This window comes from Trinickia sp., assembly GCF_035492435.1.
GTDB lineage: Bacteria > Pseudomonadota > Gammaproteobacteria > Burkholderiales > Burkholderiaceae > Trinickia.
Genome location: NZ_DATJJF010000103.1, coordinates 43,200 through 51,526 on the forward strand (window position 1 = coordinate 43,200; position 8,327 = coordinate 51,526).

Sequence of the window (8,327 nt, forward strand, 5' to 3'; positions counted from 1 at the left end):
CAAACAGGAGGAGGGGCGCGGGTGAAACGACGCGGCGAGTGTACCCGTTAGGGCGACGCAGGGTTGTCGTAACGGCATAGCTTGTCCGGCTAGACCATCAACAGCGCAACCCTGCCTGGACGATGCGTGACGCATCGCCTTCAACGGCCTGCGGAGACGAAGCGCAGCGTCGTACCGTCTTCGGTGACAAGTTCGAGCTGCTGGCGTGGGCTCCATTGCACGCCCGTTTTGTTGACATGAGCGAGCGCGTCGAGGTACGCGCGCTCGAGCTCGCCTTCTGCGCCGGGGCAAGGCAGGCCCGTGGCCGCGAGCGGTCCGAACGCGAGCTTACCGGCCTTGAGCGAATAAGGCCCGCTGAACCGGTTGCAGCCCGCAACCCCGCTTGCGAGACGTTGGCCTGTCGCGGTCGAGAAAACAAGCGTGGGCACACCGCCGGCTTCGTCGCGCTTCGCGCCGTCTGCTGCGGGGAGCGCGCGCGAAGTCCCGCCGGAGGTTTGCCAGCTGGTGAGCGTCCACGCTGTGTCATCGAGCAACTGCGGCGCGGCGGGGTTGAACGGATTGCTCGGCGGCGCGGACGTGTCGGGGTGGGTCGGGATCGCGCACGCGGCGACGAGCGCGGCTGCACCCAGCGCGACCGCGCAGCGGGCCGAACGGGTGTGCAAAGCCGCACGCCGCGGCGCGCTGAACTGTTTCGACATGAGCTCGTTCCTTCGTCAACCTGGCAAAGGCATAAGCGTAACGCACTCAGCCCACCGTGCGCGAGCGAACGTCAACGTGCCTTCCCTTTCGAGCGTTGCCGATAGAGGCCGCGAAGCGAGGAGCAGCACGCGTGGCGCGTGCTAGCATCGCGCCTTCATTTCAGCTTCTCCAAACGGAATTCGTTATGCAGATCGGTCAACGAATCGGCACGCCGCTCGCGCCGTCGGCCACGCGCGTCATGCTGCTGGGCGCAGGCGAGCTCGGCAAGGAAGTCATCATCGCGCTCCAACGGCTTGGCGTCGAAACCATCGCCGTCGATCGCTATCCGAACGCACCCGGTCATCAGGTCGCGCATCGCTCGCACGTCATCGACATGACCGATCCGGTTGCACTCGCCGAACTCGTGCGCTCAGAGCGGCCGCACCTCATCTTGCCCGAGATCGAGGCCATCGCCACCGAGGCATTGGCGGACATCGAGGCGGCCGGCGTTGCCGAAGTCATTCCGACCGCGCGTGCGACGCAACTCACGATGAACCGGGAGGGCATCCGGCGCCTTGCCTCCGAAACGCTGGGGCTCCCGACTTCCGAGTATGCGTTTGCGCAGTCGTATGACGATTTCAAGGCGGCGATCGCGCGCATTGGCTACCCGTGCGTCGTCAAGCCCGTCATGTCGTCTTCGGGCAAAGGGCAGTCGGTGCTCAAGAGCGACGCCGACATCGATGCCGCCTGGCAGCACGCCACGGCTGGCGCGCGGGTGAACATGGGGCGGGTCATCGTCGAAGGATTTGTCCGCTTCGATTACGAAATCACCCTGCTGACTGTGCGCGCGGTCGATCCCGCCACGGGTAGCATCGAGACTTATTTCTGCGAGCCGATTGGGCACGTGCAGGCAGGGGGCGACTACGTCGAATCGTGGCAACCGCACCCGATGCCCGATCTTGCGCTCGAGCGCTCGCGTGAGATCGCGCGCAAGGTGACGGGCGCGTTGGGCGGCCGCGGCGTGTTCGGCGTCGAGCTCTTCGTCCGCGGCGACGACGTCTGGTTTTCCGAAGTGAGCCCACGTCCCCACGATACGGGGCTCGTGACGCTGCACTCGCAGCGGCTCTCGGAGTTCGAGTTGCACGCGCGCGCCGTGCTTGGATTGCCAGTCGATACCTCGCTCGCGGCCCCAGGGGCTTCGGCGGTGATCTATGGCGGACTTGACGAAGCAGGCGTCGCATTTGAAGGCGTGCGCGAAGCGCTCGCCGTGCCCGCTGCCGATGTGCGCCTGTTCGGCAAGCCCGAGAGTTTCAAAAAGCGTCGCATGGGCGTGGCCGTCGCAACGGGCGCCGATATCGACGAAGCGCGCACGCGGGCAAAGGCCGCGGCAGCCGCGGTGCGGCCGGTCTCGGGGCGCTGAAGCGGCCGGGCGTTGCTCGCCGAATGGGCGCGGGAGGCGCCAAAGTCGAGCGCGCGCATGAATCGCCGCGGCTGATGAAGAAGAGGACGGGCGCGGCGCAGCGGGTCCGTCAGCGGCGACTCGCGAATGTGGCCGTTTTGATCGGCCCTGCCCGGAGCCTGCGTTGCGTCATCAATTCGTCGTAAGCCGCGCGCATCATGCCTCAATGGGGCCCGTGCGCCGAAGGGCGCAACGATGCGTCGGACCGGGCTCCGTTGCTAGTCGCACTGCGGTGCTACAATACCGGCCTTTCCGGCGGCGCAGGATCAGGCCCAGCCGAGTCGACGCAGTGGGCAGCCGCCGCCGCAGGTGGCAATCGAAGCCGGCAAGTCGCGCTCGGTCGGTGCAGAAGGGGTCACAAGGTTGACAGCCTATTGACGTATCCTGGCGCCGAGGCTGCCGTGCGACTTTTGCGGCAGCCGCGTGCCGACGCGCTGCATAGGGCTGGCCGTCGCCGCGCAGCCAATTGTGAATCCGCGGCTGCTAACGACGCGACGCCCCGCGACGCCATTTTTGCGAACGCCATTATGTCAGACCCCGCAGTGAAGCCCGCCGAGGCCACCACGACCACTACCGCGACTTTCGATCAGTTCGGCCTTGCCGCCGACGTTCTCAGAGCCATTGCCGAGCAGGGCTACACAACGCCGACGCCGATTCAGGCGGAGGCGATCCCCGTTGTGCTATCGGGCCGGGATGTCATGGGGGCCGCCCAGACCGGTACCGGCAAGACGGCCAGCTTTTCGCTGCCGATCATCCAGCGTTTGCTGCCACATGCGAGCACGAGCGCTTCGCCCGCACGCCATCCGGTGCGCGCGCTGATTCTCACGCCGACGCGTGAGCTTGCCGATCAGGTGGCCGCGAACGTTCAGGCGTACGCCTCGCACACACCGCTGCGCAGCGCGGTTGTGTTCGGGGGCGTCGATATGAACCCGCAGGAAGCCGAGTTACGGCGCGGCGTCGAAATTCTGATCGCAACGCCTGGGCGTCTGCTCGATCACGTGCAGCAAAAGACGACGAATCTCGGCCAAGTGCAGATGTTGGTGCTCGACGAGGCCGACCGCATGCTCGACATGGGCTTTTTGCCCGATCTGCAACGCATCCTGAACTTGCTGCCGAAGGAGCGCCAGACACTGCTTTTCTCCGCGACGTTCTCGCCCGAGATCAAGAAGCTTGCGGCGACTTATCTGCGCACGCCGCAGACGATCGAAGTCGCGCGCAGCAATTCAACGGCGACCAACGTCACGCAGATCGTCTACGAAGTCGCCGAAGGCGACAAGCAGAGCGCCGTCGTGCAGTTGATCCGTGAGCGCAGCCTGAAGCAGGTCATCGTCTTTTGCAACAGCAAGATTGGTGCGAGCCGCCTTGCACGGCAACTCGAGCGCGACGGTGTCGTCGCCTCGGCGATTCATGGCGACAAGACGCAGTCGGAGCGGATGCAGGCGCTTGACGCCTTCAAGCGCGGTGAAATCGAGGCGCTGGTTGCCACTGATGTTGCCGCGCGCGGGCTCGACATCGCCGAGTTGCCGGCTGTGATCAATTTCGATCTGCCCTTCAATGCCGAAGATTACGTGCACCGCATCGGCCGCACCGGCCGCGCAGGCGCGTCGGGTGACGCGTTGTCGCTGTGCAGCCCCAACGAGCGCAAGCAGCTCACCGATATCGAAAAGCTGATCAAGCGTCCGCTCGAGGTGAAGTCACTCTTCGTCGAGGCTCCGGTTCGCCACCATCGCGAAGAACACGGCCACCGCGATCGAGACGAGCGATCTGGCCGACGCCGCGGCGCCGGAGCCCACGAGCGTCCCGCGCATCGTTCGGCACCCGTGGACGACTTCTTCCTCAAGCCCTATGTGCCGTCGCCCACCGCACGTAGGGACGACGAGCCGAGAGAGACCGTGGCGGATTCGACGAAATCTGCGCCGAAACGACCGCTCGCCGCGTTGCTTGGCGGTTTCGGCATGCCGCGCCGCAATCCGGCTTCGTCCTGATTGCGGCCAGTACGCGAGACGCCTGGGCCGCTCATGTCTGACGACGGCAATGGTGTGGAGTTCGCGTAAAACGAGAACGGCGTCGTCGAGAGGTTTTCGTTTCTTTGCGCTAAAAAACTGCGTATCTGCGGGCAATGTCTGCAGATTGCGCCGGGGCCGCGTGCAGCCGGTTGATTTGAAGAAACCGCGTTGACGACAGTTCGTTGAGGAAAGTGCGCGCTATCGCAGGACGCGCACCTTACCGCGGCTCATGGCAAAAACTCGCACGCCATGCAGCGATCGCTGCGTCGTAGAACGCGGCGAGCGTCGAGCACGATGCAGAATCGCCCGCGAGTGGGAGGCCCAGATGGCGCGCAGCCGCTTGCAGTGCCGGCAGCGGCTGACTGGCATCGAGCGCCGTGGCACCCGTTTGCTTGCTCAGCTTTTCCCCGTGCGCGTCCACGACAACAGGCACGTGCAGGTAAGCCGGCGTCGGCAAACCAAGGCAGCGCTGCAAATAGATCTGGCGTGCGGTGGAATCGAGCAGATCGGCGCCGCGCACGACATGGGTCATGTCTTGCTCGGCATCGTCGATGACGACTGCGAGTTGATAGGCCCACTGGCCGTCTGCGCGTTTGAGGACGAAGTCGCCGACCTCCGTTGCGAGATTTTGCGTCTGCGTGCCTTGCCATCGATCGTCGAACGCGATGAGCGCGTCGTTGCCGTCCGGTACGCGCAGGCGCCAAGCCCGTGCGGGTTTGCCCGCAAGTCCCTGCCGGCACGTGCCCGGATAGGCAAGCGTACTGTGCCGCGCGTGGGCGCGCACGAGCGAATCGGCAATCTCTTTGCGCGTGCAGCCGCACGGATAGACCAAGCCAGCCTTTTCAAGCTGCTCCAAGGCGCTTGCATAGCGGGTCGTACGCGTGCTTTGCCAGACAGGCGGCTCGTCGGGTTGCATGCCGAAGCGGTCCAACGTGGCGAGAATCTCCTGATCTGCCCCTGGCACTGAACGCGGCCCGTCGATGTCTTCGATGCGCACGAGCCAGATGCCGCCATGGGCACGAGCGTCGAGATAGCTCGCCAGTGCGCCGACGAGCGAGCCGAAATGGAGCGGGCCCGTCGGCGACGGCGCGAAACGGCCGCGATAGACGTTTGCCGTTTGGTCTTTACGAGCGTCACCGAGCAAGCTGCTCATTGCAATTAAAACAGCGGCGGAAAGTGCATGCGGGCGCTCGCCTTCGTCACAACGCGACTTGCTCGCGCACGCGTTCCGGATGGCAAGCGGGACACGTCTTGCCCGGCGTATAGAGCGGCGAGCGCTGCGCCTCGGGCGTCACAACGGCTCGGCAGCCAAAGCATTGCGCGGTGGCCGTAGGCTCGAGTTGCGGATTGAGCGCCGTGCGGTAGTCGAAGACGAAGCATTCGCCGCGATAGTGGCTGCCGCCCACCTCCTCGAAATACTTGAGGATGCCGCCTTCGAGCTGATAGACGTGCTCCATGCCGACCTCCTTCATGTGGATGGCGGCCTTCTCGCAGCGGATGCCACCCGTGCAGAACGAGACGATCGTCTTGTCCTCGAGTTCGGCACGATGCGCTTCGATCACGTCGGGAAACTCGCTGAACTTCGTGATGCGGTAGTCGATGGCGTTCTCGAACGTGCCGACATCGACTTCGAACGCATTGCGCGTGTCGAGCATCACCACGGGGCGTCCCGCGTCGTCATGGCCGCAATCGAGCCAGCGCTTCACCGTGGCTGCATCAACGGCGGGCGCGCGGCCCTCCTCGGGCCGGATCGCCGGCTTTTTCATGGTGATGATTTCGCGCTTGAGCTTGACGAGCATGCGGCGGAACGGCTGCGTCGGCGAGATGCTTTCCTTGAATTGCAGCGCCGCGAACTTGCCTTCGAAAAGCGGATCGTGGCGGATGTAATCGATGAACGCGCGCGCCGACTCGGGCGTGCCCGCCACGAACAGATTGATCCCCTCAGGCGCGAGCAGGATCGTGCCGCGCAGTCCGAGCGCGTTGCAGCGCTCGGTAACGAGCGGGCGCCAGGCGTGAATGGCGTCAAGCGTGGCGAATTGATAGGCGGCGAGATTGACTGTGCTCATAGGGCGAGGCTCAAGCGACGCAAGACGTACCGGATGGGCGCGCGCCGCGGCCATGCCGCGCGGTGCGCGGGCGGACGCGTCGACGCGACAAGCAAACGAAACTGCGTCGCGCAAAAACGATAAACGCGTATTATCCCGCAAACGGGCGCGGGGCCGGTGCCTCGCCGCGAATACCCCGGATGTACAATACCGCCCATGCCAGATCCTCGCTTCGTCCATCTCCGAGTCCATTCCGAATTTTCGATCGCCGACGGCATCGTTCGCCTTGACGACGTTGTCCAGGCCGCCGCTGACGACGGCCAAGGCGCGCTTGCACTGACCGACCTCGCCAATGCGTTCGGTCTCGTGCGCTTTTACAAGGAAGCGCGCGGCAAGGGCTTGAAGCCTATTGCCGGTTGCGACGTCTGGATAGCGAACCCCGACGATCGCGACAAGCCCTCCCGTTTGCTGCTGCTCGTCAAAGACCGCCGCGGCTACCTGAACCTGTGCGAGTTGCTGACGAAGGCTTGGCTCACGAACCAGCACCGTGGCCGCGCTGAAGTCGATGCGCAATGGCTCGAAGGGCCGCTGCGCGAAGGGCTCATTGCGCTCTCGGGCGCGCAGCAGGGCGACATCGGCTTGGCGCTTGCAGCCGGCAACCAGGAAGCCGCGAAGCGCCACGCCGAGCGCTGGGCCGAGTACTTTCCGAACGCCTTTTACATCGAACTGCAACGCTGCGGCCAGCCGGGTGGCGAGACCTATGTGCAGGAGGCGGTCGCGCTCGCGGCGGCGCTCCGGCTGCCCGTCGTCGCAACGCATGCCGTGCAGTTCATGACGTCCGACGATTACACGGCGCACGAGGCGCGGGTCTGCATCTCGGAAGGCGACATTCTCGCCAATCCGCGCCGCCCGAAGCGCTTCGCCACCGAGCAGAATTTCCGGACCCAAGACGAGATGGCCGCGCTTTTTGCCGACATCCCGTCCGCTCTCGCGAACACGGTCGAGATCGCGAAGCGCTGCAATCTGACGCTCGAACTCGGCAAGCCGAAGCTGCCTCTTTTCCCGACGCCGGATGGCCTCTCGCTCGATGATTACCTCGTGCAGCTCTCGAAGGAAGGTCTCGAGCGGCGCCTCGTCGAGCTGTTCTCCGACGCAGCCGTGCGCGACGCGGAGCGGCCGAAGTATTACGAGCGTCTCGAGTTCGAGTGCGGCACGATCATCAAGATGGGCTTTCCCGGCTACTTTTTGATCGTTGCTGACTTCATCAACTGGGCGAAGAACAACGGCGTACCGGTCGGCCCAGGCCGAGGCTCGGGCGCGGGCTCGCTCGTCGCCTATGCGCTCGGCATCACCGATCTCGATCCACTGCGCTACAACCTGCTCTTCGAGCGCTTCCTGAACCCTGAGCGGGTGTCGATGCCAGATTTCGACATCGACTTCTGTCAGGAAGGGCGCGACCGCGTGATCCAGTACGTCAAGGGCAAGTACGGTGCGGCGGCCGTCTCGCAGATCGCGACGTTCGGCACGATGGCGGCAAAGGCGGCGGTGCGCGACATCGGCCGCGTGCTGGATCTCGGCTACAACTTCACGGACGGCATTGCGAAACTGATCCCCTTCAAGCCCGGCAAGCACGTGACGATTGCCGACGCGATGAAGGAGGAGCCGCTGCTTCAGGAGCGCTACGACAACGAAGACGAGGTGCGGCAGCTGCTCGATCTCGCACAGCGCGTCGAAGGCTTGACGCGCAACGTCGGCATGCACGCAGGTGGCGTGCTGATAGCGCCGGGCAAGCTCACCGACTTCTGTCCGCTCTACATGCAGGGCGAGGATGGCGGGGTCGTGAGCCAGTACGACAAGGATGACGTCGAAGCCGTCGGCCTCGTGAAGTTCGACTTTCTCGGCTTGACGACGCTGACCATTCTCGACTGGGCTGAGCGCTACATTCGCCGGCTCGATCCGTCCAAGGCCGACTGGTCGCTCGCGCAGGTGCCGCTCGATGATCAGGCCGCGTTCTCGATCCTGAAAAAAGCGAACACGGTCGCCGTATTCCAGCTGGAAAGCCGCGGGATGCAGGGCATGCTGAAGGATGCGCAGCCCGACCGTTTCGAGGACATCATCGCGCTCGTTGCGCTCTACCGT

At 64.7% G+C, this 8,327-nt stretch carries 6 protein-coding genes; 3 read left to right on the top strand and 3 right to left on the bottom strand.

The genetic code is table 11. The annotated features are described in order from the left end of the window. Nucleotides 1–140 precede the first annotated feature (140 nt). On the bottom strand, nucleotides 141–698 hold the full coding sequence (locus VL598_RS07730; protein ID WP_325326112.1) for an META domain-containing protein: 558 nt from the start codon (nucleotides 696–698) through the stop codon (nucleotides 141–143). 185 nt (nucleotides 699–883) lie between these two features. Here VL598_RS07730 and purT point away from each other — a divergent pair, with 185 nt between their 5' ends. Then, complete coding sequence (gene purT / locus VL598_RS07735) at nucleotides 884–2,098, top strand: formate-dependent phosphoribosylglycinamide formyltransferase (RefSeq protein WP_325326113.1); 1,215 nt, start codon at nucleotides 884–886, stop codon at nucleotides 2,096–2,098. A 566-nt stretch (nucleotides 2,099–2,664) separates the two neighbouring features. Further along, entirely contained in the window at nucleotides 2,665–4,122 is a 1,458-nt protein-coding gene (locus VL598_RS07740) for a DEAD/DEAH box helicase (protein ID WP_325326114.1), read from the top strand. Between the two features lie 238 nt (nucleotides 4,123–4,360). On the opposite strand, the gene gluQRS is transcribed toward VL598_RS07740, so the two are convergent. Further along, nucleotides 4,361–5,296 carry a tRNA glutamyl-Q(34) synthetase GluQRS gene (gene gluQRS, locus VL598_RS07745; RefSeq protein ID WP_325326115.1) on the bottom strand — a complete coding sequence of 312 codons (936 nt, stop codon included), beginning with the start codon at nucleotides 5,294–5,296 and terminating at the stop codon, nucleotides 4,361–4,363. Between the two features lie 46 nt (nucleotides 5,297–5,342). After that, nucleotides 5,343–6,209, bottom strand: coding sequence for a sulfurtransferase (locus VL598_RS07750; RefSeq protein WP_325326116.1), 867 nt, complete (start codon nucleotides 6,207–6,209; stop codon nucleotides 5,343–5,345). A gap of 195 nt (nucleotides 6,210–6,404) precedes the next feature. Between VL598_RS07750 and dnaE the strand changes: the two genes are divergently transcribed. Continuing rightward, nucleotides 6,405–8,327, top strand: a 1,923-nt coding sequence (gene dnaE, locus VL598_RS07755) for a DNA polymerase III subunit alpha (protein ID WP_325326117.1), incomplete at its 3' end; no start/stop codon positions are given.